General features: G+C 48.4%; 17 protein-coding genes. 7 read left to right on the forward strand and 10 right to left on the reverse strand.

The genetic code is table 11. The annotated features are described in order from the left end of the window. Positions 1-6 precede the first annotated feature (6 nt). From ilvM to ABUE30_RS10345, 3 genes are all read right to left on the reverse strand, one after another. Entirely contained in the window at positions 7-264 is a 258-nt protein-coding gene (gene ilvM, locus ABUE30_RS10335; RefSeq protein ID WP_408623690.1) for an acetolactate synthase 2 small subunit, read from the reverse strand. Continuing rightward, the gene (gene ilvG, locus ABUE30_RS10340; protein ID WP_408623691.1) at positions 261-1,910 is read right to left on the reverse strand and encodes an acetolactate synthase 2 catalytic subunit; all 1,650 of its coding nucleotides are present in this window, start codon (positions 1,908-1,910) and stop codon (positions 261-263) included. The genes ilvM and ilvG overlap by 4 nt, the downstream gene beginning before the upstream one ends. Before the next feature lie 417 nt (positions 1,911-2,327). Further along, positions 2,328-2,822 (reverse strand): DUF6515 family protein, encoded by a 495-nt coding sequence (locus tag ABUE30_RS10345; RefSeq protein ID WP_408623692.1) that lies wholly within the window; start codon positions 2,820-2,822, stop codon positions 2,328-2,330. Positions 2,823-3,235: 413 nt separating this feature from the next. Here ABUE30_RS10345 and ABUE30_RS10350 point away from each other — a divergent pair, with 413 nt between their 5' ends. Continuing rightward, positions 3,236-3,925, forward strand: a complete 690-nt coding sequence (locus ABUE30_RS10350; RefSeq protein WP_408623693.1) for a GntR family transcriptional regulator — start codon at positions 3,236-3,238, stop codon at positions 3,923-3,925. A gap of 317 nt (positions 3,926-4,242) precedes the next feature. On the opposite strand, the gene ABUE30_RS10355 is transcribed toward ABUE30_RS10350, so the two are convergent. From ABUE30_RS10355 to ABUE30_RS10370, 4 genes are all read right to left on the reverse strand, one after another. Next, on the reverse strand, positions 4,243-5,763 hold the full coding sequence (locus ABUE30_RS10355) for a YifB family Mg chelatase-like AAA ATPase (RefSeq protein WP_408623694.1): 1,521 nt from the start codon (positions 5,761-5,763) through the stop codon (positions 4,243-4,245). A gap of 128 nt (positions 5,764-5,891) precedes the next feature. Then, a complete protein-coding gene (locus tag ABUE30_RS10360; protein ID WP_408623695.1) occupies positions 5,892-6,038 on the reverse strand; it encodes a hypothetical protein in 147 nt (48 codons plus the stop codon). A 55-nt stretch (positions 6,039-6,093) separates the two neighbouring features. Beyond that, complete coding sequence (gene manD, locus ABUE30_RS10365) at positions 6,094-7,308, reverse strand: D-mannonate dehydratase ManD (RefSeq protein ID WP_408623697.1); 1,215 nt, start codon at positions 7,306-7,308, stop codon at positions 6,094-6,096. 472 nt (positions 7,309-7,780) lie between these two features. Next, complete coding sequence (locus ABUE30_RS10370; protein ID WP_408623698.1) at positions 7,781-8,107, reverse strand: hypothetical protein; 327 nt, start codon at positions 8,105-8,107, stop codon at positions 7,781-7,783. A gap of 928 nt (positions 8,108-9,035) precedes the next feature. On the opposite strand from ABUE30_RS10370, the gene recC reads away from it, so the two are divergent. The 4 genes from recC to ABUE30_RS10390 all read left to right on the forward strand — a co-directional run bounded on the left by recC (position 9,036) and on the right by ABUE30_RS10390 (position 19,374). After that, positions 9,036-12,323 carry an exodeoxyribonuclease V subunit gamma gene (gene recC / locus ABUE30_RS10375; RefSeq protein WP_408623699.1) on the forward strand — a complete coding sequence of 1,096 codons (3,288 nt, stop codon included), beginning with the start codon at positions 9,036-9,038 and terminating at the stop codon, positions 12,321-12,323. Beyond that, a complete protein-coding gene (recB, locus tag ABUE30_RS10380) occupies positions 12,316-15,843 on the forward strand; it encodes an exodeoxyribonuclease V subunit beta (RefSeq protein ID WP_408623700.1) in 3,528 nt (1,175 codons plus the stop codon). Before recC ends, recB begins: the two co-directional genes overlap by 8 nt. Beyond that, positions 15,840-17,663, forward strand: coding sequence for an exodeoxyribonuclease V subunit alpha (gene recD, locus ABUE30_RS10385; RefSeq protein WP_408623701.1), 1,824 nt, complete (start codon positions 15,840-15,842; stop codon positions 17,661-17,663). Before recB ends, recD begins: the two co-directional genes overlap by 4 nt. Positions 17,664-17,817: 154 nt before the next feature. Next, positions 17,818-19,374, forward strand: coding sequence for a glucan biosynthesis protein (locus tag ABUE30_RS10390; RefSeq protein ID WP_408623702.1), 1,557 nt, complete (start codon positions 17,818-17,820; stop codon positions 19,372-19,374). Between the two features lie 37 nt (positions 19,375-19,411). Here ABUE30_RS10390 and ABUE30_RS10395 read toward each other — a convergent pair whose 3' ends face one another. After that, positions 19,412-20,356, reverse strand: coding sequence for a glutathione S-transferase family protein (locus ABUE30_RS10395; protein ID WP_408623703.1), 945 nt, complete (start codon positions 20,354-20,356; stop codon positions 19,412-19,414). A 124-nt stretch (positions 20,357-20,480) separates the two neighbouring features. Here ABUE30_RS10395 and ABUE30_RS10400 point away from each other — a divergent pair, with 124 nt between their 5' ends. Beyond that, positions 20,481-21,362: a LysR family transcriptional regulator gene (locus ABUE30_RS10400; protein ID WP_408623704.1), complete on the forward strand. Its 882-nt coding sequence runs from the start codon at positions 20,481-20,483 to the stop codon at positions 21,360-21,362. 64 nt (positions 21,363-21,426) lie between these two features. Here the strand turns inward: ABUE30_RS10400 and amtB are convergent, their stop codons facing one another. Together amtB and manA are read right to left on the reverse strand one after the other, a co-directional pair. Then, positions 21,427-22,713: an ammonium transporter AmtB gene (gene amtB / locus ABUE30_RS10405; protein WP_408623705.1), complete on the reverse strand. Its 1,287-nt coding sequence runs from the start codon at positions 22,711-22,713 to the stop codon at positions 21,427-21,429. Between the two features lie 420 nt (positions 22,714-23,133). Further along, complete coding sequence (gene manA / locus ABUE30_RS10410) at positions 23,134-24,330, reverse strand: mannose-6-phosphate isomerase, class I (protein ID WP_408623706.1); 1,197 nt, start codon at positions 24,328-24,330, stop codon at positions 23,134-23,136. 228 nt (positions 24,331-24,558) lie between these two features. On the opposite strand from manA, the gene ABUE30_RS10415 reads away from it, so the two are divergent. Continuing rightward, positions 24,559-25,356 (forward strand): DODA-type extradiol aromatic ring-opening family dioxygenase, encoded by a 798-nt coding sequence (locus ABUE30_RS10415; RefSeq protein WP_408623707.1) that lies wholly within the window; start codon positions 24,559-24,561, stop codon positions 25,354-25,356.

Here is a 25,356-nt window from a genome sequence, read left to right on the forward strand (position 1 = left end):
TTTCCTTTATGCCCATTTTTGTTGTTGATCGGTGCAAAGTTCGTTGATCTGGGCGACATCAATGAGCTTATTCAATTGGTTTAGTAGCAAAGAGATAGGGCGTTCACTGTAAACTGTTAGACGAATACGCAGCGCCTGACGGTTGTCGATCTCATCGACTTGCATGGATTGGATCTGAAAGCCACGATGGCGAGTAACCCGCAATACCCGCTCTAAAACCTCTGGTGTGGCGCGCGTTTGCATTGCAAAAGAGTGCTGATTCATGCGTGATCCTCCATCATCTGATGGTTAGCGGCGCCGGGGGGAACCAGCGGCCATACATTTTCTCGCTCATCGATAGCAACATGCAATAGATAAGCGCCATCGCTGCGTAGTAACCGCTCGAGGGCGGGCGTTATTTGTGCTTTGGTAGTGATGGTTTCACCGGGAATATCAAATGCCCGCGCTAGGGTGAGAAAATCCGGATTATCATCTAAGATCGTTTCACTTAAGCGGCCGTCAAAAAACAAGTCTTGCCATTGACGAACCATGCCTAAACGTTGGTTATCAATCAAGACAATTTTAATCGGCAACTTAGCGCGTTTAATGGTTCCCAGTTCTTGGACATTCATCATAAACGAGCCATCACCACTGACCGCAACCACGGTTTCATGGGGACGGGCAAACTGTGCGCCAATCGCGGCAGGTAGTCCAAACCCCATGGTACCAAGCCCTGAGCTAGACAGATGATCGCAAGGGTGGCTAAAGTGCATGTGCTGGGCGACCCACATCTGGTGCTGACCGACATCACAAGCGACAACATGGCGCTCTGGCAGCGCTTCGCTTAGTTGCTTGAGCAATGCTGGTGCATAGATGGGCTCCCCGGGATGCTGATAATTCCAAGTGTGTTGAATAGCCAATGTCGCTGTTTCATCCAGCCAAGGGGCAATATTCAGCGGTTGTTGTAATGCATCGAGTACCTTGCCCATATCATCACTGATGGCAACATCTGCTTGACGGAGTTTACCTATTTCAGCCGCGTCAATATCGATGTGGATCACCTTGGCATGAGGAGCAAAAGTGTCTAACTTGCCTGTCACCCGATCATCAAAGCGAGCGCCCGCGACAATCAGTAGGTCGCTTTGTTGCACAGCTAAATTGGCAGCCTTACTGCCGTGCATTCCTAACATACCTAAAAAGTTCGGGGTTTGTGGTAAGACACTACCAATGCCTTTTAAGGTAGTGACACTTGGGATGCCTGTTATGTGAATGAATTTTCGCAGCGGCTCGACAGCTCCTGCCATCCCAACGCCGCCACCGACATAGAGCACTGGTTTTTGGGCGCTAGCTAACAAGGCTTTGGCCGCTTGCAGTGTCTCTTGATCCAGTTGAGGGGCGGGCTCACTTGGACGAGGCGGTGTGTTCGTGTAGGGAACGCTGGCCAACTGGATGTCTTTGGGAATATCAATGAGAACGGGTCCGGGACGGCCACTTTGGGCAATCAGGAAGGCCTCATCTAAGGTCGCTGCGAGTTCATTGACATCGCTGACTAAAAAACTATGTTTAGTGCAAGCTAAAGAGAGCCCTAATACATCGATTTCTTGGAAAGCATCGGTGCCGATGACAGGGCTAGCGACTTGGCCTGTGATAGCAACCAGCGGGATGGAGTCGAGCATTGCATCCGCTAGCCCTGTTACCAAATTGGTAGCACCGGGGCCTGAGGTTGCGATACACACTCCAACCTTCCCACTGGCGCGAGCATAGCCGAGAGCCGCAATCGCAGCGCCCTGCTCATGGCGTGTGAGTTGGTGAGCCAAGCCCCCATCATAGAGCGCATCATATAATGGCATGATCGCGCCCCCCGGGTAACCAAAGACTTGGCTGACCTGATTTGTTTTTAACACCTGAACAATCAGTTGTGCACCGTTCATGAGATAATCCTTTTTACTCTGATATAAAAAAAAACCCCCGGACCTTTCGGTGCGGGGGTTCTCTTTTCGCCTGTCTTATGCTTGTTGCAATGACAAACGCCCCCGAGGTGAGTGAATAATCACCACCAGGACGACGACTTTGACTAATAGAGCAACAAGTTTCATTTTATATTTTTAGCGACGTGGTTTGCATTGGATTATTAACAAATATCACACCCTCGATGAGGGTGCAAGACTAAATTTGATCATGGGATCATCTGTACGTTGCTTGAAAGAGTTAATATTTAGATTATTTAGCTAATAATTTTACTTTTATGGAAATTATTAGCTCAAGTTGGTCGAAATAGATACCCAATCTTCTTACATATTGTTGGTTTTTAGCGCAATGATTTTTCTGAGCCATGTTGCATTTTATGATCACAATTGTGCTTTGACGACGATAAATCCTTGGTTTTTAGCTAATGCCGCATACCAAATTCTGCCGCTGACATAATAATCTCGACCATTGACTGATACAGTTTTGTATTGCCTCGGTAATTTTTCGACCAATGTCCCGGGTAAAATGGTGGTGCTAGCTGCATCTGATTGCAATGCATCGGTATTGTCGATGACAATCGTCGTGTTCGATGGTGGAATGCTAGGGGGGTGATCGACATAGATATAGCGATCGCCTGAATGCTGGTAGTATAGACCATCAATAATCGCGTAATTAATACCAGCTATTACCATCCATGCTGCATCATTTGGCAGCCTTGGGCCATGGCTACGGGGTGAAGCGCTAAACCACGGGTGAAAAGGTTCTCTGGGATGAAATTCTGGATGAGCTTGCGCCATTTGTATTGAGACCATGCTACTCAAAAGAAAACTGATCATCAGCCAAGTTAATTGATTACACCAATGGTGTCGGTTCATACTTCATCCCTCTTACTTGTTCGAAAAAACAGCCTCTGTGAATCTTTTTGTGCTGGGCAATCAAGCGTCGATCATGTTTATGTTATTATACATCCGTTATTGCATATTTAAGGCTAGGAAAAGTAAACTTAGGTAAATCATTCCTTTTTAGCGGGTGTGCGAGGCTGGGTATCATTGACCACTATGGGGTATCTGGCGCAATGGGTTGGGTGTGTCCGGTCCTCTTTTTATTTTCGGCTGTTGGCCAAATATTGGATCAATGATGACCTGGGTTGCTACGGCGTTGATGCTGTGAAAACAGTTTACTCATCAGCCTTACAGGTGCTTACGACTGTAGCAGAGAATGTTCACCATCGAGTGATGAGCAGTGATGTGTTCATAGCCGTGAATTATGACTTGGAAGCGCATTGAGTATGACAGAGTTTTCTAATTTTTCTATTCAAGACCGACCTGCAGTGGGCTTGCAAATTTATCAATTCCTCAAGCAATCGATCATCAGTTGTGAGATCGAACCTGGTCGAGCTATTTCAGAAAAAGAGATGGCTGCAGCGATGAATGTGTCGCGCCAGCCCGTTCGCGAAGCTTTTATTCAATTAGCAAAGTGTGGCTTAGTGCATGTCTATCCGCAGCGTGGGACATATGTCAAACAGATATCGATTAAGACAGTCTTGGATGGCCAACTGATTCGCTCCAGTATTGAGTGTGCAATTGTAGAGCGTCTCGCCCGCACGATCACACCTACACAAATACAAGAGTTGTATTATTTGATTGAGCTGCAACGGCATGCCATTGACGGGTGTAACTATCGATTGTTCTTAGAGCACGATGATGCTTTTCATCGGCAACTGTCGGTAGCCGATGATTGCTTACTTGCTTGGCAAACCATTGAAACGGTAAAACCTGTGATGGATCGCATTCGTTATCTAGATTTACAACGTGACTCATCGATGCTGCAAGTTCTGGAAGAACATCGAAACATCGTTGCAGCCTTGGAGCAACATGATGGACAGCAGGCATTGACGCTGTTGCACCAGCACTTAAATGGGTTTCCCTATGTGATCGATGCGATCCGAACACGGTATGCCGATTGGTTTGCCGACTAACTAATGATGCAGTGGCTACAAACTACTGCAGGTATATCTAGGGCGTATTGACGTTTTCCGGATCATTTTTGCCACGTTTGGGTGGGTTAGATGTCAGGGTGAATTCGTGTTGTTGTGCTACATAGGCAGGCGATCACACAGCAGAAATGCCAGCCGAACGTCATCCAAAAGTCTCGTTTACCCCGCTGCGATTACTTTTTTGTCCTCAACGGCTCGTTACTCATTGATCATCACGTAATATCATTTCTCATTTTGCGAGTAAAACCTTGTTCGAATCACCCACTCCATTTCGTCTCGAAACGTCAATATGGGCTAGGTTATGCGCGAGTTAAGCGGCTGAGCAAGCGATCCATCGCTCGATAGCCTAAGGCCTCAACTAAATGGGCGCGAGTGAGCGGTTGCTGGGCGAGATCGGCAATGGTTAATGCGACTTTCCAGATGCGGTGATAAGCCCGAATTGACAGCCCTAATTGGCTGATAGTCTGCTCCAAAAATGTAGCATCTGGGTTATTAAGCGGGGCAATATCGCGCAACTGTCCGCCACTTAGCTGACTATTAAGACACCCTTGGCGTGAGATTTGTCGCTGATGGGCTTGGTATACCTGTTGGCGCAGTTCTTTGCTACTTTGACCACTTGGACCTTGGCTTAAGCTGCCCGTTGGTAGGGTGGTCACTTCCACACTTAAGTCAAATCTGTCTAATAATGGGCCAGAGAGCCGGCTTAAATAACGTAAGATTTGATCAACATTGCTGCGTGCTTGACTGCCTTGATAGTAACCACTCGGGCTGGGGTTAAATGCCCCAATAAGTTGAAAATCAGCCGGAAAGCTCACCTGACTCATCGCCCGCGAAATATGTACTTGGCCTGATTCTAAAGGTTGGCGCAGCGCATCGAGTACCGTGCGTGGAAATTCAGCCATTTCATCGAGAAACAGTACGCCGTGGTGAGCCAGTGAGATCTCCCCGGGTCGAGGTTTACTTCCCCCGCCGACTAATGCCACTGCAGAAGCGCTGTGATGGGGGCTACGGAACGGCGGATTTTGCCATATATTAAGTGCTCGCTCACGATCGCTCAGCGAATAGATTGCGGCGACATCAATGGCTTGTTGTGAGGTTAACGGCGGTAAAATCCCTGCAAGCCGACTGGCCAGCATGGTTTTACCAGTACCCGGTGGGCCGAGCATCAGCAAATTGTGGCGTGCTGCTGCGGCAATTAACAGTGCCCGTTTGGCACCATTTTGACCGATCACATCGCGCAGGTCACCTACTTGCTGCAGAGTGCTTTGTTCCGGTAGCGGGTGAGGTTGGATGAGGGGCAAGGATTGCTGACCATGTAGCCAAGCGACTAACTCGGATAAGCTTGTTGGCGCATAGATACGCGCATTTTCGACTCGCGCCGCCGCGCTCGCATCCGGTTCTGGCAACACTAATTTATGCTGCGCTGCAGTGGTAGCAATGGCCGCACTAATCGCGCCAGGGATGTGCCTAATTTCCCCCGAAAGTGCCAGTTCACCTAATAATTCCAGATTGTGTAAGGGGTGCTCGGGTAACTGCCCGGAGGCAACCAAGATCCCAACCGCGATAGCGACATCAAAGCGTCCCCCTTCCTTGGGTAAGTCCGCGGGTGCCAAGTTAACCGTAATCCGCGCGGCTGGAAAGTCAAATCCACAGGTTAACAAGGCGCTGCGAACCCGCTCCCGCGCTTCTCGTACCGATGCTTCAGGCAAACCCACCAAGGTAAATGCTGGCAAACCATTGCCCAGATGGACCTCAATGGTGACTAATGGTGCATCCAGACCAACACTGGCGCGAGAGTTAATGATCGCTAGTTTTTCCATAAACGAATGAAGGCGCTACAACTGACTAATAAGTCAATTGTAGCGCCTTTATCGTTCAAAGTCTTGCCCTTTGCCGTGATTGCTAGGCGTACCCTCGCATGGTGCGTCTGCAATCAACTCAAAGCCTATCACTTTTTATGGGGGTGAATACGGGCACCGGTTTCTTTCGCGCCAAGTTGAAACAGTTGTTGATAACAGGTGATGAGCGTATCAACAAAAGATGGATGATTGGTCAGTTCCGGTGAAAAAATTTGTGAAATACCAAGCAATGCCATGACCCGTTCAGATGCTAAGCTGGTTTTCTCACAATACGTTACACTATTTTCTCCACTACCAGTTCCAAAGAGTTCCGTCTTCTAGGCGAGCGACCGGCAGATAAGCGGGGTCGTAAGGATATTTCGCGGCGAGTTGTTCATTGAATTCGATACCGATACCTGGTGCTTCACCCGGGTGCATATAGCCATCTTCAAATTGCCATTGATGTGGGAATACTTCTAACATCTGCTCGCTGTAGCCCATATATTCTTGGACGCCAAAATTAGGCACCCATAGGTCAAAATGTAGCGCCGCGGCCATACAGATAGGGGAGAGATCCGAAGGCCCATGTGAGCCAGTACGCACTTGATATAACGCGGCAAAATCGGCAATTCGGCGCATGCCGGTGATCCCGCCTGCATGGGTGAGCGTGGTGCGAATATAGTCAATGAGCTGTTCTTCAATCAGCTGTTTACAGTCCCAGATGCTATTGAAGACTTCGCCAGTGGCGATAGGCGTGACGGTGTGTTCGCGAATCAGGCGAAAACAAGCTTGATTTTCGGCCGGCGTAGGATCTTCCATCCAAAATAGGCGATAGGGCTCAACCGATTTACCAAAGCGCGCCGCTTCAATGGGAGTTAGACGATGGTGCATGTCGTGTAATAGGTGCTCGTTGAAGCCGAATTTGTCGCGAATTGCTGCAAATAATTTTGGGGTATAATCGAGATATCGCTCGGTGGACCAGATCTGTTCTTGCGGCCAATTGCCTTTAGTGGCCGGTTCATAGGCTAAGCCTTTGCCTTTGCTCATCCCGTAGGTTGTCTCCATTCCAGGAATGCCGCACTGAACGCGAATCGCTTTAAAGCCCATCTGTTGATGCTTGGCATAATCTTCGATGGCTTCATCGAGGGTTCGCCCGGTGCAGTGGCAATAGACCATTACACCACTGCGAGAAGCGCCGCCTAACAGCTGATAAAGTGGCATGCCAGCGGCTTTGGCTTTGATATCCCACAATGCCATGTCGATGGCAGAAATAGCAGACATGGTGACTGGTCCGCGCCGCCAGTACGCGCCTTTATAGAAAAATTGCCAAATATCCTCGATGGCATGCGCGTCCCGACCGATCAGTTGTGGGCAAAGATGATCGCGTAGATAACTGGCCACAGCGAGCTCCCTACCATTGAGCGTTGCATCACCCAGACCAATGATTCCTTCATCAGTGATGATCTTAAGGGTGACAAAATTACGCCCAGGGCAGGTGACGAATACATCGGCACCGATAATCTTCATGAATGATTTCCTTTAACAGCTTTGTTTGGCATTACTACCATACAAGTTAATTCAGTGTCGTTTTTGAAGGTACCTCACAATTTAATCAACGTCGTTGTGGGATAAATTTGTTTTGCGCTAAAACATGATCGTTATCGCATTGAAAGATGAGCTAAGTGAGTCGATGGCGCATATCAGATAGGTGTCTGAAGAGTAGAGAAAAAACTAATGGGTAGTGAATTACGCGACAAATTTCAGGAAACATTCGTCCAGCATAGCGCGATAAACGCACGAACGGGGTATCAAGCTTCAGTTGGCGGTTATGAAAATGCCGTGCAACTAATGCAGATAAATAAAATGGATAGATAGAACAAGCACCCTGTGCAGCAGCGTTACATCTAATTGACGCGTTATGGCTGGCGTAACCGACCGACACCGCATTTATACTAGTCCTTTCAGATTGCTCGCTGTTTTGATCGACATAAATCCATGATTAACGGCGCTGCCAAAATAGATCAATGAGCTCACTGAGTAGTTCGCTGGTGTGCTCTTCTTGCTGCTCAAGATCAATGGACCACAACTTAAGATAGCGCTGAGCCTGCGTTGCCGTTAATTTATGTTCATTGAGCCAGTATTCGATTTCAGGTAGCTGTTTGTCAAAACGGGGAATTAGTTGCCAATCCATGGCTTGACCACCTAAGCGATTAAAAGGCTCGCTGGCAAATTCACAAAAACGTTCAACGTGCAGGGCGCCCTCTGGCCCTAAGCAGCCAGGTTCAATGCGCATAATTAACTTTAACGGTAGCAACGAAGCTGACACTAGTATTAGATCCTCTGGTTGGATTTTTCATCAGTATAGCGGCAAACTCAAACACATGTATGTGGAGGCCATAACAACCCTGTTTAACACTAAGGTTTTATAATGCTCTGAGTGGCTTGTCATTGTTTCATCTCAACGGCTACGCAAATACTCATACTTTATCAATGCGAGTTGATAGAGATTGCCGCAACTTATGCGCAATTGGGTATTCCCGCAATCGCCTGTATCAGTTGCCGCTGAATTTTAAGCAAACTTTGATTGCGTCAATTTGGCGATCGCCGAAAATACGGATGGCTGTATTGTGAATGAATCGACCCTGTTTTTGGACCAATAGTTGCTTTCCACCCAGCCTCAATTTCGCCCATCCTTTGACAGACTCTATCGGAGTCAATCCTAACTGATTGATATTATTCACAACCCATTATAAGTCTATTTAGGATGGTTCAAAATAGCTATTTTTTGTGACTCAAGTCACAAAAATATTGCATATTGGTCAAAATAAACGCTATAATCTGTGACAAGGATCACACAACAGGAGGCGTCATATGAGCCGCAAAACTAAAAATACTTTAAAAGAGATCGCTCTACTGGCTACATTGTTCAGCGCGACCTCTGCTGTGATATTTGTTGAAACCCTCGCTTGGGTTTAAGTCACAAAGTAGCCTAAAAGATGATTTGACGCCGAGCTTAATGCTCGGCGTTTTTGTATCTACATTGCCTTAAAAGTGGCTAACGGCTAAGCGATGCGTGATTGCCTTGGCTGATTTACAATATTGCGCATATTTTGAAATATCCCTCTTTTGTTCTCCTGCTAAGATCATCATTGATGATGAGATGACCATAGCCTTTTGACTTTCTGCTTTTCAGCACCTAGCGGGCACGGTACTCTGGTCCTTTGAGTTCAATGCCATTTCAGGCCCTATCTGTCATGTTATATTTCTATCAGAGCAATCAGTTGGATGTGCTGGCCGGATTGATTGGCCCACTAATGCACCAATTACCACTGGCTAATCCGCTCACCCGTGAACAAGTTTTGGTGCAAAGTCCTGGCATGGCGCAGTGGCTAAAGCTTGAATTGGCACGTCAACTAAAGGTGGCCGCCAATATTGAGTTCCCACTCCCTGCCAGTTTTATCTGGCGGATGTTTCATCTGGTCCTCACCGACGTGCCCGAGCAAAGCCCGTTTCAAAAAGAAGCGATGGCATGGCGATTGATGCGGATATTGCCCACCCAGCAAGATGATAGTGATTTTGCGCCGCTGTTTGATTATCTCTCTGAGCGCGGTGAAGGGCATGAACGTAAATGCTGGCAACTGTGCCAAAAAATCGCCGACTTATTTGATCAATACCTCGTCTATCGTCCCCATTGGATGAGTGCTTGGGAGCAAGGTGATGACTTAGTTGATATCACCGCTTCGCAGCCATGGCAACCTAAGTTATGGCGATTGCTGGTGGATGATACGGTCAGTCAGATGGATAGTCCTTATCATCGTGGCAACTTATTTACCGATTTTATTGAGCGATTACAAATTGGCAGCCCGCCGCAGGGGTTGCCTGAACGGGTGTTCATTTTTGGTATTTCAGCGCTGCCGCCCGCTTACCTTAAAGCGATTGAAGCGCTCGGCCAGCATCTAGATATCCATCTGTTTTTTGGTAATCCAAGCCGAGAGTACTGGGGTGATTTACGTGATAGTCATGCGTTGGCGGGGAATCCACTACTCGCATCGATGGGTAAATTAGGCCGAGACTATATTGAGCTGCTCGCCGAAGTTGATAAGCAAGAGCTCGATCTGGATCTCTTTATTGAGCCTGATTCATCAACTCTGCTTGGGCAATTGCAATGCGATTTGTTGAATCTCTACAACCCGATTGATCCCACTGCTTGGCAAGACAGCTTACATAAGCGGGCCGTGGAGATCTCGGATGATAGTGTGACCTTCACCTTATGTCATAGCGCTCGGCGCGAACTGGAAGTACTCCACGATCAATTGCTGGCAATGTTTGAAGCAGACCCAACTTTGAGCGCGCAAGATGTGATTGTGATGGTGCCTGATATCAACCGTTATAGCCCTGCGATTCAAGCCGTATTTGGCTCGGTCGATGAGAGCCGATTTATTCCGTATGCGATATCAGATCGCAGCGTGCGTGATGAAAGCCCACTTTTACAAAGTATCATTGAACTGTTGGCATTGCCTACGGCTCGAGCGAGTGCCAGTGGGCTGCTGACGTGGTTAGAAGTGCCCGCGATGGCCCGATGTTTTAGTATTAAAAGCGATGAGATGCCCAAACTGCGTCAGTGGGTGATTGAATCAGGCGTGTGCTGGGGGCTTGATCAAAGCGATCTGCAACGTTGGTCAAACCCAGATAACAGCGAGCAAAACTCATGGTTATTTGGGTTAAAACGGATGTTGCTGGGCTATGCGATGGACTCAGACTCGTTAGTCTGCGGTATTCTAGCCTATCCTGAGAGCCAAGGTATGGCCGCCGAGCTTGTGGGCAAGCTGGCCGATTTTATCGACGCCCTGATCAAATGGCGCGATATGCTGATGAGCCCCGCTGATTATGCAACTTGGCAGCAGCGATTGTTATGGTTATTGGATACTTTCTACCAATTTGATGAACAAGATGTACTTGAGCAACAACAATTGCATCAGCTGATTGAACGTTTTTATCAGATGGTGCAAAGCTGCGATTACCAAGCACCTATTGAGTCAATGATTGTGCACGATTATGTGCGTAACCAATTAACCAGTACCTCAGGGAGTCAGCGTTTTTTGGCCGGGCCAGTGAACTTTTGCACCCTCTTACCGATGCGTGCAATTCCCTTTAAAGTGGTTTGTTTATTGGGAATGAATGATGCCGACTACCCGCGCAGCGTACCGGCCATAGGCTTTGATCTGATGGGCGAACATCCCATGCAGCGCGGCGATCGTAGCCGCCGCGAAGATGACCGCTATCTCTTTTTAGAGGCGATATTGGCCGCGCAGCATCGCTTGTATATCAGCTATGTCGGGCGCAGTGTCAATGATAATAGCCCGCTTGAGCCATCCGTACTGGTTGCCGAATTGCGTGACTATCTGGCACAAAGCTTTTGTTTAAGTGCCGATTTAACCGCCGCGAGCGACTTGTCAGGCGAGCGCTTGTTGGCGCATTTAAGCTGCCAGCATCCCTTGCAACCGTTTAGCCCAGTCTACTTTACCGAGCAAAGTGGCTACTTTAGTTATCATCCACGCTGGCTATCGGCGGCCAAAGCATTGTTTGATGAGCCGCCACCGATAACAGATTCCCTCGAGCCGTTAAGTGAAGCATTCCCTGTAGATAGAATGTTCGATTACGCGGATTTGCAGCAATTTGTACGCGCCCCAAGTGAGTGGCTCTACAAGCGCCGACTGAATATTCACTATCCTCAATTAGAAGAGTCGTTGGTTGAGGCTGAAAGCTTTAGCGTGAACGGACTCGCGCGGTATCAGTTGGATGAGCAACTGCTGCAAGCGCGCCTTCAGCAGCGAGCCTTTGAGCAGGTGAGCGAAGGTTTGCAAGCGGGCGGCCAACTGCCCCATGGGGAGTTTGGGCGTATCAGCATTGAAAAGCGCTGGCAGTCACTCGACCCGCTGATTGGGCGACTTTCACAACTACCTGCGCTTGAGCCAAGTCGCTGGAGTGTTCGCTTGGCACCTTTCAATGACAATTGTCCGCCGATCCAAGGTTGGCTGACCAGCCAGTGCCCCGATGCGTTGGTGGCGTTTCGCCCGGGTAAGCTGCGCGCTAAAGATAAACTGTTGGCGTGGGTGGATTACCTTGTGGCGCAGCTAATCGATGCCGCTCCCAAACAGAGCTACCTGCTGGGCATTGATGAGGCGATCCACTTTGAGGCTATTTCAAAAGAGCTTGCGCAGCGTTACTTACAAGATTGGCTAGCGGCATTACAAGTTGCTTGGCAACAGCCCTTTGCTTTGCCATGTGAAGCGCTGTGGCTCTATGTGCAGCATAGCTGGGATGACAGCCAACAGCTTATGAGCAGTGATGAAAATGTGCGACAAACCGCTTTGTTTAAAGCATTGCAGCATTATCAAGGCGAGTTTGGCGAAGGGCAAAATCGTTATATTTACCAACAATTAGGCGATGACTTTAGCGATAAGTGGGTGACTTTGGCACCATGGGTTGAGCGATTATTGGTTCCGATGAAATACTATCTTGCGGAGTTTGGCGATGAGTGAGCCGTTAAATTTAATTGATTTTCCATTGGTCGGTGCTCGGCTCATTGAGGCCAGCGCCGGGACGGGGAAAACCTTTACCATTAGCGCGCTGGTTTTGCGGTTACTGCTCGGTGATGACCCGGCGCGCCAAGAGCCGCTCAATATTGATGAAATATTAGTGGTCACTTTTACTGAGGCGGCCACCGCAGAGCTACGCGGGCGTATCCGCGCTCGTATTCATCAAGCGCGGCTTGATTTTTTACGCGGTGAGTCAGGCGACTTTTTAACGGCACATCTATTGGCGCAAAGTCGTGATTTAGCCCAAGATGCTGAGCGTTTGCTGATAGCCGAGCAGAATATGGATCAGGCATCCGTATTCACCATCCATGGCTTTTGTCAGCGGATGCTCAAAGAGCATGCATTTGAAAGTGGCATTGCTTTTGAGAGCGAATTTTTAAGCGCTGAATACACCTTGAAACTACGCGCCATAGAAGATTGCTGGCGGCAAAGTTTTTACCCGTTACCGAAGGTGTTGGCGGCCCGAGTGATGAGCTTTTGGCAAGATCCGCAAAGCTTGCTGCGTTCATTGCAAAGCGTGCTCGCGCAGCCTGCACTGCAACTCGAAGGGGGCAGCGATGTGGATCCGCAGCACTGGTTTACTCAGCGCCTCGCTGCCATCGACGCATTTAAAACGCTCTGGCAGCAACAGTCAGGTAGCTTGCTCGATGCAATCGAGCAAGCGGACCTAGATAAGCGCAGCTATAGCAAGAAAAATCTGCCCAATTGGCTCGATGAACTACACAGTTTTGCTGGTCAGGAAACCACCGATGAGCAGTTACCCAAAAATATTGGACGCTTCTGCAGTGCCATATTGTTTGAGAAAACCAAAAGCGGCGCGCCGCCGAGCCATCCATTGATCGATGCCATCGACGTGTTGTTAAGCGCGGATCTTGATCTTAAGGCGGTGTTACTCGCGCCGCTCATTATCCTCATCCGCGCCCGTTTTACTGAGCTTAAAGCGCAGTTACAGCAACTTGGGTTTGACGATTTGCTATCCATTTTGGCGCAAGCGTTAAGCACTGAGCGTGATGGTGTGTTGGCCGGCAGTATTCGCAGCCAATACCCAGTGGCGATGATCGATGAGTTTCAAGATACCGATCCCCAGCAATATCGGATTTTTAGCCATATTTATCCAACCGAGGCTGTCCATCGCCATGGGTTGTTTTTAATCGGCGATCCGAAACAGGCCATCTATGGCTTTCGCGGTGCTGATATTTTTACCTACATGCATGCCCGTCAACAGGTGCGCGCTCATTACACCCTGCCGGTTAACTACCGATCTAGTGGGGCGATGGTCAACGCCGTCAATGCGCTTTTTGCTTGGCATGAGAATCCGTTTATTTATCGTGATGCAATTGAATTTGTGGCTGTGGATAGTGCGCCTAAACATCAGCATCTCAACGGTTTGGTCGTGGCTGGTGAGAGCCAACCGGCGTTGCAATTTCGGCTGGCGCAAAACGGTGAGCCGACGATGAACAACCGGGATTATCAACGTTTGCAATCGCGAGATTGCGCCTCGCAGATCGCCACTTGGTTAACCGCAGGCTCACTCGACGAGGGGAACGAGGTGGCGCGCACGGTGCAGGCCGGAGACATCGCCGTATTAGTGCGTACCAACCGGGAAGGACAATTAATCGCTGATGCGTTGGATACGTTATCTATTCCTTACGTGCTGCGGGCTAGCCGTGACAGTGTTTTTGTTAGCGATGAGGCCTATCAACTCTATTTGCAACTGGCCGCGGCGCTCAACCCCAATGATGAACGGTTGTTGCGAGCGGCGTTAGCAACGCCACTATTAGGCCTAAGTTTAACCGCTCTCGAGCAGCTTAATAACGATGAATTGCGCTGGCAGTATTGTGTCGATGAATACATCGGTTATCAGCGAACGTGGCGTCAACGTGGCGTGTTAGCGATGTTATTTCGCTGGTTGGAACAGCGCGATATTGCGGGGCGTATTTTGCGTGAGCGTATTGGTGAGCGGCAACTGACCAATTTGTTGCATCTAGGTGAACTATTGCAGACGCAAAGCCAGCAGCTTGACAGCAAGGCGGCGTTACTACGCTGGTTTGCCGAGCAACTGCTCGATGGCAGTCGTGATAACGATGATGCACAAATTCGTTTGGAGAGCGATGCTAAACGGGTGCAGATTGTCACTATCCATAAAAGTAAAGGGCTTGAGTATCCCATTGTCGCTTTGCCGTTTATTTTGAGTTTTCGTGCGGCTAAAGAGGCTATTTACCACAAAGATGGCGCATTAACCTACGCCCTTGATCAAAACGATGCCGCCAAAGAGCAAGCTGAGCAGGAGCGTCTAGCGGAGGATTTGCGGTTGTTGTATGTGGCGCTGACCCGCTCTAAATATCATTGCATGGTTGGGCTTGGGCCAGTTGCGGCGCGAGCTAATAAAAAAGGCACCACCACAATTCATCAAAGCGCGTTAGGTTTTTTACTGCAGCGCGGCCAATCGGGGACACAAGCGAGCCTTATTGAAGCGCTTGAAGGGTTAAGTCAGTGCTCAGATATTAGCTATGCGGCGGTCGTGAGCGAGTGGGCTGAGCCTCTAACGCCAATCGTTGAATCTTCTCAATCATTGAGTTGCCGAGAACTCAAGAGGCGGGTCCCGCGTAATTGGTGGCTAACCAGCTATTCGGCACTATCACGCCATCATGGACAGTGGGATGCCTCCACTGAGATGGGATGGCTCGATCAAACTGTGGTCGATGAAGCCCATGATGAACAGGAACGATTAGATGTTTTTCATTTTGCGCGCGGTGCGCAGGCTGGCACCTTTTTACACAGTATTTTTGAGCTGATTGATTTTCAAGCACTAGATGATGAAGTGCAGGCAAAACTCAGTGAGCTGATGAGTCAGGCCGGCTATGAGGATAAATGGTTACCCGTTGTGGCTGAGCTGCGCACTCAAGTCTTGCAGGCTAAGCTTGATGATCGCGGCGCTCATCAGCCCTTTTGTTTGGCTCAATTAGAGAGTACGGCGCGCTTAGCCGAGATGGAGTTTGTGATGCCGCTCGCGTTGCTTCGAGCTCGCGAGGTCAATGAACTTTTGCGTCAATATGACCCATTAAGTGCGCGCGCCAAAGCGCTTAATTTTGAGCAGCTCCAAGGGATGCTCAAAGGTTTTATCGATTTAGTCTTTTGTGTCGATGGTCGCTATTACGTGCTGGATTATAAATCCAATTATCTGGGTGATACGGCTGCAGACTATCATCAACAGGCGATGGAACAGGCGATGGTTGAGCATCGTTACGATTTTCAATATCAGATCTATGCGTTGGCTCTCACGAGAATGCTGCGCCAGCGCCTGCCCGACTACCAGTATGAAACACATTTTGGCGGTGTCTATTATCTGTTTTTACGGGGTGTGGCAGGTGAACGTGATGCGCAGACCGGCATTTATTTTTCTAGACCGAGTGAAGCGTTTTTAAATGAATTGGATCAGTTATTTGCCGGAGACCGCGGATGAGTGAAACGAATCTGGGTGACTATCTGCAACAATTGCGTGAAACAGGGGCGCTGCGCCCATTGGATTGGCATTTTGCCATGCTCCTTAAAGAATGTGGCGCCTGTGATGCAGTGGTGCTGGCTGGTGCACTGACTAGTGAAGCGCTTAGTCGCGGCGATAGCTGCCTTCCCCTGGAGCTTATTAGTGCTCGCCTAGAACGCCTTGCTATGGCGCCATCTATGACTGATTGGCAGCGCTATCTGAGTGAGTCGGCTCTCGTTGGAGTGGATAAACCTTTGGTGTTTGATGGCGAGCGGATCTATCTGAATCGTTACTGGCAGTTTGAAAACCAACTGGCGCATCGACTCGCGGTGACCGGGCTTCGCAAAGCGCCCGCACCATCTAAAGTAAAACCGATTTTAAACCGATTATTTGGCGAGCAAAGTGAGTTAACCGACTGGCAACGGGTTGCTGCCGCGCAAGCTTGTCAGCGGCGCTTATTAGTGATTAGTGGTGGCCCAGGGACGGGCAAAACAACCACCGTCACGAGGCTACTTGCGCTGCTCCAAGAGCTAGCAATAAAAGAGCAAGGTCAGCCCTTGCAAGTGGCCCTCGTCGCACCAACGGGTAAGGCCGCAGCGCGCCTTAGTGCGTCAATTAGTAAAGCAAGTTATGCCCTCAACCAAAGTCCGAAGGAAGTCGTAGCCGCTATTCCGACGCAAGCAAGTACCATTCACCGCTTATTAGGGGTGATCCCCGGACGGACACGCTTTGTTCATCATGCGCAAAACCCACTTTTGTTGGATCTGTTGGTGGTGGATGAAGCCTCGATGATTGACTTGTCACTCATGACTCATCTATTTGATGCCATCACCGCCAATACGCGGGTGATATTACTTGGCGATCGCGACCAGTTGGCGTCTGTGGAAGCCGGTTCAGTACTCGCTGATATCTGCCAGTTTATTGATGCGGGGATAAGTTCCTCCCTTAGCGACTATCTGCGCCGCTGCGGAGCCGCTGACTTAGCGGGCAATCATGAGCAAGTGGCGGCGATAGCGGATAACCTAGTGATGCTACGCAAAAGCTATCGGTTTGATGATCGCTCAGGGGTCGGTCAGTTGGCGCGAGCAGTCAATCGTGGCGATAGTGCCGCGATGATCCGTTATCTACAGGATCAACAGTTCTCAGATATTGATTGGCGACTGCTGAGTGAGGATAGCTACCGCTTTGCCTTAGATCGCGCTGAGCAAGCTGCAAGCCGTTATCTCAGTGCTTTATCTGAGCAAAAACCATTAGTGGAAGTGTTCCAGCGATTTCATCAATTTCAACTGCTGGTGGCGCTGCGCCAGGGTGACTTTGGTGTCGAGGGGATCAATGCGCGGGTGCAACGGCAATTGCAGCAGCATGGGCTACTTAAAGAAGCGAAAGGGTGGTGCCCAGGATTGCCGATTATGGTGCAAAATAATGATCACGCCCAGCAGCTTTATAATGGTGATATTGGCCTTTTTGTGCAGGTGGCAAATGGCACTTTGATGGTTGCCTTTGAAAGTAATGAATCGCCAGAGGGCATCCGCTGGGTGTTGCCAAGTCGATTACCTGATCATGAGCCTGTTTTTGCGATGACAGTCCATAAAAGTCAAGGCAGCGAGTTTGCCGAAGTACTGATGTTATTGCCACCTCAAGCGGGGGGGAATCCCACGCGGGAGCTGCTTTACACGGGGATTACGCGTTCGCGCAACCACTTTTCACTGATTGGTGATGAATTCAGTTTGCGCCGCGCTTGTCAAAATCGCACTAAGCGTCGCTCTGGTTTAGCGCAGCGCCTAGGGCTGATCACTTAGCCTTATAGTTCGATATGGGTATTTTGTTTTCAGCATTTGTCTCTAGCTTCGGTCATACTTTTACTGGCATGGTAGATAGAGATAGATGAGGCAGTTTTGAGTGCTGCCAAAAGAAGAATGATTTACTTCGAATCATTCGCATAAGGGGGATCGTATGACCCGTTATATATTGATTGGATTATTGTGGTCGGTTAGTGTGCTCAATGCGAGCGCCGCTTCGACTCAGCTGAGCTCAACAGGCACGTTGTTTAGTTACAAGGGACTGATTGCCAAGGCCCGTCAGCTCGCTGAACAAGATTACCAGCCCCGAGCGATTCGAGCGCCTCAGTTGATTCACCAAATTGATTACAGCGTGCTGCAGCATGTACATTACCGCATAGATAAAAGTATTTATCTTAATCCACAATTGCCGCTGCAGTTTTATCCGGTGGGACGATTGTTTCCCAAAGCGGTACAAATTTCCCAAGTGATTGATGGCCGGGCGTATCCGTTTGCCTATCATCGCAGTAATTTCAGTATGCCTGCCGATAGTCCTGTGGCGAAACTGCCCGATGATATCGGTTACGCGGGCTTTTCTTTGATGCGCTCTGATCTGAGCCATTTCTGGGGAAGTTTTTTAGGCGCCTCTTATTTTCGCCTGCGTGGTAATCAACACCAAGAAGGGTTATCAGCGCGTGCATTAGCGCTCAATTCGGGAATCGCCAGTGTTAAGGAAGAATTTCCTGATTTTACTCACTTTTGGCTCCAAACTGTGCCGAATCACCCCAATCAAGTGGTGATCTTTGCGCTATTGCAGTCTAAGAGTGTCACAGGCGCATATCGCTTTCATTTAACCAACACGGCTAAGCACGGTCAGATCGTGAATGTTGATAGCCATCTGTTTTTTCGCCAGCACGTAAAGCGCATTGGAATTGCGCCGTTATCAAGTATGTATTGGTACTCTGAGAGTAATCGCAACACCGCGTTTGATTGGCGCCCCGAGGTCCATGACTCAGATGGATTGGCCATTGAGACCCATGATCAGCAATTCATTTGGCGGCCATTGAACAATCCATTTAAACCCTTTACTCAATCATTTAACGGCGAGGGTGTGAAAGGATTTGGTTTGATGCAGCGGGATCGCAACTTTGATCACTACCAAGATGCATTGGTTTTTTATAACCGTCGCCCCTCCGTTTGGATTGAGCCACTAGCGCAGAGCTTTGGCGCCGGTCAGATCCAATTGGTCGAACTTCCGACCACACGTGAAACCAACGACAATATCGTGGTGTTTTTTAAACCGAAGGGGCCACTGCCGCTTCATCAAGATATTCATTTTAGCTATCGCATGCGGTGGTTAGATCACCCTATGCCGGCTATCTCGAAAGACTATGCAAAAGTGGTCGCAACGCGTGTCGGTCAAGGCGGATTAGCAGGTATGAAGCCCCATGGCGGGCCGATTAAGATGGCTGTCGACTTTTCTGGTGGGGCGTTAACGAAATTAAGTGCTAAGCAAGCCGTCTTAGTTCAGCCTGTGGTGAAATTATCTCACGGCTATGCCCACCGGGTGAGCATTCAGCGCACGCCAACTGGCATATGGCGGGTGTTCTTTGATGCTGATGCCAGCCAGCCAATTGATGGCAAAGTTTATTTGCGGATTGGTCAGCATATCCTCTCAGAAGTCTGGATGGATCGCATCGATGAGACGTTATTTAATCGTGTTCACCGCTGAACCGACAAGTGCCAGCGATGCGGGGATTCATGATGAATTAGCTAAGATATTTAAACCAATCAAGCTTTGGCCCTTGTGGGATAATTTGAGTCGGATTGAGCGCTTTAATTGAGTAATAGCCGACTTTGATATGTTCAACATTGGTGTTTTTGGCAAAAGCATCGATCTGAATGAGATCGTGAAAATAGCGATTAAGATGCGCAAAATCTGCGATACGTTGGCGATTGGTTTTAAATATCCCATAATAGGCGACATCAAAACGGGCGAGTGTGACAAACAAGCGAATGTCGCTTTCGGTGAACCTGTCACCAAACAGATAGCGACGAGAGGCAAGGCGATTATCGAGCTCATCGAGCATGGCAAAGACATGGGTATAGGCCTCAATGTAGGCGTGTTGGCTTTGCGCAAATCCTGCTTGATAGACACCATTATTCAATTGACTATAGATGCGCTGATTGAGCGCTTCCATTTCAGAACGCTGCTGCTCAGGGCGTAGCTGATAGTGGCTTTGATGCAAAGGACGCAAATCATCGTTGAGAATAGCCAATAGATCGGCCGATTCGTTGTTCACAATGATGCGCTGAGTATTATCCCATAACAGTGGGACAGTCGCGCGACCTGTAAAGTGTGGATCGCTCAGTGTGTATAATTCATGCATATAGTTAAACGCAACCTCCGCTTTGGGTGTCGCGCCGGGAAAGTCGCTAAATTCCCAGCCATAGTCGGTGATCGCTGGTGCGACAATTTTAATGGGCAGCGCATCCTCTAGCCCCAACAGCGAACGAGCGATTAAGACCCGAGTGGCCCATGGGCAGATCAGTGCTACGTACAGAGTGTAGGGGCGTTCGCCACGGCTCAGCTGCGTGATAGCCGATGTGTCAAAACGGGTTCGGAAGCTGCTGGTTTGACGAATAAATCGGCCCTGTTTATCTTGCTTTTGTACCGGGTTCCACTCGCGTTGCCATTGCCCATTAACTAACATATCGACTCCATTTAGATTAACAAATAGGGTTACTAGCTTAAATGCAGTGGAATAATTGAACAATTTCTGCTTTCATTGAAATTATGTTCAAAAATATTTAACAGCTATGGATAAACTGAATTTAATGAATAGCTTTGTGCACATTGCCGAACTGCGCTCTTATACGGCAGCAGCAGCAAAGCTCAATAAAACGAAGGCGCTGATGAGTACCCATGTCCGTCAGCTCGAAGAATCGCTTAATGTACGGTTAATTTCCCGCTCAACCCGCGGTTTCACGCTCACTGAAGCGGGACTTCACTACTATCAAAAAGCACGTCATATTTTGGATGAAATATCCGAAATGGAGGTCGATCTGCTGGACGGTGAGCAGCAGATGGCCGGGCGGTTAAGGATATCGGTGCCTAATACTTTTGGCGAACAGGTGATGATGGAGTTTATCAGTCAGTTTATAGCTCACTATCCGAAAATGAATATTGAGGTATTGTTGACGGATCAATTTATTGACTTGATCAACCAAGGTTTCGATTTAGCGATTCGGATCGGCTATTTGAAAGATTCGACCATGATCGCCAAAGAAATTGGCCAAGTCTACTCGGTCTTGGTGGCTTCGCCACAACTCATCGATGCGCTAAATATCGCTCATCCACAAGATTTGAATGGCTTCCCGATGATTTTTGATACCAATTTGCGCGGTGACAGGCAGCGCTGGGTGGCGCATCGCAATGGTCAACAATTTCCTCTTGAGCTCAAGCCTGTTGCTTATGTCAATAGTGCTAGAGCCAGTGCTGAGTTGGCCCGACATAATGTTGGTGTGGCCTGTTGTCCGATGTTTGCCGTACATCAATATATAGCGGAAGGTTCGTTGGTGGCATTATTAAGTGACTATGACTTTGGCCGAGCCCCGATAAATGCCATCTACCCCAATCGTCAACAACTTTCGGTGCGAGCACGCCACTTCATCGATGAGTTCGCCGATTACCTACGGCAATATCAGGCAGTTAACTAATCGGTAAAAAAAGGCCCTTCATAATGAAGGGCCGATGACATAAGGGGAAGAAATGAGCTAGTGTTTATGAGTTATATGCATTTTCGCCATGACTGTTGATGTCTAAACCTTCACGTTCATGCTCAGCATCAACACGCAGTCCAACCAACATATCGGCAATTTTCAAAGAGACAAAGCTTACAACGCCAGACCAAACTAAGGTGGTGCAGACACTGAAGATCTGAACCCAAACCTGATGGCCCATGGTGACCCCGCTGGCATAACCGACACCGCCGAGAGAGGTTGAGGTGAATACCCCAGTTAAGATACAGCCGACGATTCCGCATACACCATGACAACCAAATACGTCACATGTGTCATCAACGCGGAGCCATTTCTTCAAGGTTGTAACACCCCAGAAGCCTGCGACACCAGCAATCAGGCCGATAATCAGTGCACCGCCAACGCCAACGGTTCCCGCTGCTGGCGTAACTGCAACCAATCCGGCGATACAACCTGAACTGGCACCCAACAGTGATGGTTTTTGGCGTACGAACCACTCAATTAAGGTCCACGACAAAATAGCGCCCGCTGTGGCCATCACGGTATTTAAGAATGCCAATCCTGCGATTGAGTTTGCAGAGACCGCGCTGCCAGCGTTGAATCCAAACCAACCGATATAAAGAATACTGGCACCAATAAAGACCATGGGTAGATTGTGTGGTTTCAGTGAATCTTTACCAAAACCGACCCGTTTGCCAACCATATAAGCGCCGACTAATCCAGCGGTTGCCGCGTTGATATGCACCACTGTGCCGCCGGCAAAGTCTAATGCGCCATCACTGGCAAGATAACCGCCGCCCCAAACCATATGGGCGATTGGCAGATAAGCAAAGGTAAACCACAGTGCAGAGAATATCAGCACCGCACTAAAGCGGATCCGTTCTGCAAATGCACCCACAATCAAGGCGACTGTAATCGCTGCAAACGAACATTGGAAAGCGATGAAGATATAAGAATAGATGCTTCCCGAAAGCGAGTCTGGTGAAATGCCGTGTAGCATAAAGGCACTAAAACTACCAAAGAAAGAACCACCAGTAGTAAATGCCAAACTGTAGCCGTAAACAAACCACAGTACACAGATGAGTGCAAAGCTCACCATCACTTGAGCCATCATGGACAGCACGTTTTTTGAGCGCAGTAGACCCCCGTAGAATAATGCAATCCCTGGGACTGTCATAAACAGCACCAGTGCGGTACAAATCATCATAAAGGCGTTATCGGCGCCGCTGGCAGTTGGGGTATCAGCCATTGCCAGAGTAGGCAACAGTGCACTAGCGACCAGAGTTGACTTGGCAATACGTTTTATCATTATCACTTCATCCGTTTTTAATCAGGGTTATTCACCATCGCTGGGACACAAGTCGTGCGTTTGCTACAACACGTATCTTGGCGCGTCCAGGCGCTTACCTATCCATATCAGTTTCATCAATAGTGATTGTGAACTGGCAATCTCAACGTTTTTTGATTGATTTAACAAAAATGCCCAACCTAAAGGCGTTAGTTTAAGATTGCGCTTTAGCAATCGCAAAACTTATGCCAGAACCTATAGAGAGTTTATTTTGATGATTAACTCTATGAATATTATATAGTTAATTAGAACGAGTAAGCCTGTGAGAGAGGTGGGAGAAGACGATGCTAACAAGGTGTGCACAATTTTAAAGCGTTCATGCCTTAAAGTTGTGCACTAAAGAAGGGCATTACGATGAATGCCCTGTGATGATTGCTGTGATTAACAGTAGGCGCGAGCGACTCGCCCCGCTGTTAAGATCCGATAGCTAGCTGTTCCCGCAGCAATAAAGGCCGATTGACCGCGTTGCAAGGTGATGGATTCGCCTTCGTAATGGCTTAATTGCACCTTGCTGTCGATGGCAAAAATAATTTCAGCACTGTCACAACTTAATGCGACATCACAATCTTGGTAGATAGCAAAGCGAAAATCATTTACTGGGATAGGGTACACATCACCGTCGCCAACTTGGCGGGGTTGCATCAGCAGTTGCTGTGGTTCTTTACTGACAAATTCGGTACAGCTCAAAAGTTCTGGTACATCAATATATTTTGGTGTTAATCCAGCGCGCAAAACGTTATCTGAACTTGCCATTACTTCAAGGCCAGTTCCTTTTAGGTAAGCGTGCGGCGTGCAGGCATAGAGAAACATCGCATCGCCAGGCTCAAGGGTCATAACGTTGAGTATCAGCGGGGCAAATAGGCCCACATCATCGGGATAAAGTTCATGAAGCTCATTAATCAATGCCGCTAATGGATCGGAGGTGTGTTTACGGCTGTAACTGACGAGCTCTTCAATAGCTTGATGACGGGTTTGTCCGCTAAGCGATAGTATCTGGCCAAAAAATTGCTCGAGGCCTTTGGCATTTTGATTGTCACTTAGCTGTGTAACTAGCGGCACCAGTGCGCTGATAGAAAATTGTTTAAATAGGGTAAGGATGGTTTCTATCGGGCGAAAGCCATTCATCGCTTGATAACGGGTAAGTGCGTAAACTAACTCGGGCTTGTGATTGGGATCTTTATAATTGCGCTTCGGATCAGTTAAATCGATGCCCGCTTGCTGCTCTTTGGCAAATCCCTCTTTTGCTTGTTGCATGCTTGGATGAACTTGAATGGAGAGTGCTTGGGCGGCGCTTAATACTTTAAATAAAAAAGGCAATTGGCCGAAGTGTCCCATGGTTCGTGTGCCCAAAAAATAGGATGGTGCCTTTGCTATTAACTCACTGAGGGGAATACTTTGCTCTTGATAGTTAACCTGTGAACAACCATTGGGATGGGCACCCATCCAGATTTCAGCTTGTGGTTGTCCATCAGGGTTACTGATACCAAATAAGTGATTTAATTGATCGGTTGAGCCCCACGCATAATGCTGCATGGGGTTGTGCATACGATAAAAATGAGGGTGTTGGGGAGTGTTCATCGTATCCTTCTATAGCTGGGTAGCTGTTAAGAAAATATATAAATTGACGTTGATAAATCAATTAACTAAAGCACCATCATATCATGGCATTTTTTCAAGTTTATGGGAGATAGCCCTCAAAGTAGCGAAAGGTGAATAGATTGTTCAATAATTTAAAGCGGCGCGAAAGGTCGCATCGCTGTATTTTAATAAGTAATTACTCGTATTTATATGACCAAGGAGAAGTGTATGCCTCAGCTACCGACTTATTTTCTTTCACATGGAGGCGGGCCATGGCCTTGGATGCAAGAATTTGGCACCGCTTATGATGAATTAGCGCAGTCATTGACCCAGTTATCGAGCGATTTGACAAGCCGTCCTCAAGCGTTGTTAGTGGTGACGGCTCACTGGGAAGAACCAAGTTTTAGCGTCTCATCAGCCGCGTTTCCTAGCATGATCTATGATTATTATGGTTTTCCTGACTATACCTATCAGATCCAATATCCCGCGCCCGGTGATCCTCAATTGGCGCAATCGGTAGTGGAACGTTTGCAATCGGCTGGAATAGAGGCAAGAACGGATAGCTCTCGCGGGTTTGATCATGGGACCTTTACGCCGCTGGCCGTGAGCTTCCCTAAAGCCGATATCCCCGTAGTGCAATTATCACTCAACAGTAATCTAGATACGGCGCTCCATTATCGTGCTGGTCAAGCGCTGCAAGGGTTACGTGACCAAGGCGTGTTAATTATCGGCAGTGGCTTGAGCTATCACAATTTGCGTCGCTTTGATAAATCAGCGCAGGAGCCTTCACGCCAGTTTGATGACTGGTTATATCAGACCTTAGCGTTGTCTGAATCTGCCCGTTATCAAGCACTACAGCACTGGCAGTCGGCTCCAAGTGCGCGCATCGCGCATCCGCGTGAGGAGCATTTGATGCCACTGTGGGTTGCCCTTGGCGCAGCCAGCAACGCCAAGGCGCATTGTATCTATCGTCAAAATGACCTGTTTGGTGGAATTAGTGCATCAAGCTATCGTTTCGACGGCTAA

It is taken from the genome of Celerinatantimonas yamalensis (assembly GCF_046054155.1).
GTDB classification, from domain to species: Bacteria; Pseudomonadota; Gammaproteobacteria; order Enterobacterales; family Celerinatantimonadaceae; genus Celerinatantimonas; species Celerinatantimonas yamalensis.

Excerpts from the sequence above, each read along its gene's own strand:
- recC (WP_408623699.1), top strand. The coding sequence starts at position 9,036 with ATGTTATATTTCTATCAGAGCAATCAGTTGGATGTGCTGGCCGGATTG.
- recB (WP_408623700.1), top strand. The coding sequence starts at position 12,316 with ATGAGTGAGCCGTTAAATTTAATTGATTTTCCATTGGTCGGTGCTCGG.
- amtB (WP_408623705.1), bottom strand. The coding sequence starts at position 22,713 with ATGATAAAACGTATTGCCAAGTCAACTCTGGTCGCTAGTGCACTGTTG.
- ilvM (WP_408623690.1), bottom strand. The coding sequence starts at position 264 with ATGAATCAGCACTCTTTTGCAATGCAAACGCGCGCCACACCAGAGGTT.
- ABUE30_RS10395 (WP_408623703.1), bottom strand. The coding sequence starts at position 20,356 with ATGTTAGTTAATGGGCAATGGCAACGCGAGTGGAACCCGGTACAAAAG.
- recD (WP_408623701.1), top strand. The coding sequence starts at position 15,840 with ATGAGTGAAACGAATCTGGGTGACTATCTGCAACAATTGCGTGAAACA.
- ABUE30_RS10355 (WP_408623694.1), bottom strand. The coding sequence starts at position 5,763 with ATGGAAAAACTAGCGATCATTAACTCTCGCGCCAGTGTTGGTCTGGAT.
- ABUE30_RS10360 (WP_408623695.1), bottom strand. The coding sequence starts at position 6,038 with ATGGCATTGCTTGGTATTTCACAAATTTTTTCACCGGAACTGACCAAT.
- ABUE30_RS10345 (WP_408623692.1), bottom strand. The coding sequence starts at position 2,822 with ATGAACCGACACCATTGGTGTAATCAATTAACTTGGCTGATGATCAGT.
- manA (WP_408623706.1), bottom strand. The coding sequence starts at position 24,330 with ATGAACACTCCCCAACACCCTCATTTTTATCGTATGCACAACCCCATG.
- ABUE30_RS10350 (WP_408623693.1), top strand. The coding sequence starts at position 3,236 with ATGACAGAGTTTTCTAATTTTTCTATTCAAGACCGACCTGCAGTGGGC.
- ABUE30_RS10415 (WP_408623707.1), top strand. The coding sequence starts at position 24,559 with ATGCCTCAGCTACCGACTTATTTTCTTTCACATGGAGGCGGGCCATGG.
- ABUE30_RS10400 (WP_408623704.1), top strand. The coding sequence starts at position 20,481 with ATGAATAGCTTTGTGCACATTGCCGAACTGCGCTCTTATACGGCAGCA.
- ilvG (WP_408623691.1), bottom strand. The coding sequence starts at position 1,910 with ATGAACGGTGCACAACTGATTGTTCAGGTGTTAAAAACAAATCAGGTC.
- ABUE30_RS10390 (WP_408623702.1), top strand. The coding sequence starts at position 17,818 with ATGACCCGTTATATATTGATTGGATTATTGTGGTCGGTTAGTGTGCTC.
- manD (WP_408623697.1), bottom strand. The coding sequence starts at position 7,308 with ATGAAGATTATCGGTGCCGATGTATTCGTCACCTGCCCTGGGCGTAAT.